Source organism: Aerococcus sp. L_32 (genome assembly GCF_050689315.1).
The window spans coordinates 1-1,770 of record NZ_JBOEQF010000399.1 but is presented as its reverse complement, the minus strand read 5'-3'; the positions used below and the strand labels follow the sequence as shown (position 1 = coordinate 1,770).

General features: G+C 48.0%; 1 protein-coding gene and 1 pseudogene. Both read right to left on the bottom strand.

Annotated features, from left to right (window positions below; translation table 11 throughout):
* The coding region (tilS, locus tag ACRCJ0_RS13350) for a tRNA lysidine(34) synthetase TilS (RefSeq protein WP_431390730.1) at positions 1-1,361 on the bottom strand (1,361 nt) is incomplete at its 3' end.
* Between the two features lie 177 nt (positions 1,362-1,538).
* Positions 1,539-1,770 (bottom strand): annotated as a pseudogene (locus ACRCJ0_RS13345) (RNA-binding protein S1); the annotation flags it as partial.

Here is a 1,770-nt window from a genome sequence, read left to right as displayed (position 1 = left end):
CTATCCGCTAACACAAAAATATCATCTCGGATACCAGATGGGACTTTTTCGTTGATTAAAAAGCGATTTAGCTTTTGTCGATGACCGTTTGAGAGGTGGATAAAATCTCCGGGACGGCGATTGCGCACAGTCAAGTTAACGTCAGCACCCACCTCAGCCAACAAAACAGACCCCTGGTGCAAATAAACATCCGCTTGGTCCTCGTCAAACCAACCAAATTTGACCCGGCCGCTTACTGCCACCCAGTCCTGCCAGCTTAAAACTTGCTCAGTCATTTTACCGGTGGCACCAGCACTTGCTAAGAAATCAGACCGGCCACCGGGCAAAATATAGGCCGTATCATACACCTTGACTAGGCGGTAGCCTCCAGGCAACCGCCACTCAGCTTGCCCATTCTCGCTTTGTAAGAAAGCCACCATCCGCTTAAAGCCGTCTTGCGTAAAGGCAGCCAAGGCGGCAACCCTCGTTTGGTCGAACAATCGCTGCCACAACAAGACCTGTTCAGGCAAGTCATAGTCCGCTATGGTAGGCAAATCAACTTGCCAAGTGTCATCTTTCTTCGTCAAGGCATCTCTTAAAACTTGGTCCATATAAGCCTCCGCAAACCGGCTAGTCGCTTGAGCAGCCAAGGCGAAGTCGCCCAGATGGTCGATAAGAGCGCCATCTTCCGACTCCAATTCCGGCAGATACTGCTGTCTAAACCTGTTTCTGGTATAAGACAGGTCAAGATTAGACGCGTCCTCACTAAAAGGGACCTGCCACGCCATTGCATAGTCATATAAATCAGCCTTATCCACACTTAACAAGGGGCGGAGCACATAGCCCGTCTGCAAGCCCTGGTCCAAGGGAATTGGCCGGTAGGGATGAATGCCGGCAATACTCTTCAAGCGGCCCCCATGAACCAACCGCATCAAGACTGTTTCCGCCTGGTCATTTTGATGGTGGGCAGTCACTAGGAAAGGTGACTTGGTCAAGACCATCATCCGCTCAAAGACCGCATATCGGAATTCGCGTGCCGCCAATTCCGACCGATTTGGATTCTGCGGGTCATCGTGGTCCCAAGCCACTACTTGGATAGGAATGTCTCGGTCCTCGCAAAACTTGATGACCATATCTTGCTCAGCCGTTGATTCAGGACGGAGCTGGTGGTTAATATGGATCACTGAAAAAGTCACTAATGATTTTTGACTTAAGCGGTGAAACAAATCCAACAAAACCATAGAATCGACGCCACCAGATACAGCCAATAAAAAGGGGATCTGCCCATCAATTGGCCTATAGTTAGCCGGTAGCTGCGACTTCAACCGGTCTTTGGTAGCTAGTAGCCAGTCTTCCACTATCTTTAGTACATTTTCACCCATCACATACCGCTCCTTTCCTAAGTTTTTTCTTTCCCGAATATTCTCTAGGTATCCCTATCTATCCTAGACACGGTTAAACATCAAAGAGGTCTGCGACAAATTGCCACAGACCCCTCTCAATAAGTGTCTACACTTAGTTTTGGGCCTGTAACCTTAGTTACAACCCACTATATCTTATTAAGAACGACGGCCGCCTCGACCACCGCGTTTACCTTCTGTATTACGTTTTAAAGAAGTTAAACGGTCATCAGAGTCTTTTAAGAATGATGACATCAAGCTATCGAAATCATTTGTACCCGCTTTATTACCAGCGTTAGACTTGAATGAATTCCCGCCACCAAAGTTTGATCGACCACCTGAATGGTTGTTTGATTTTGGTTTACCTTGATAGCCACCACCACGGTTATCG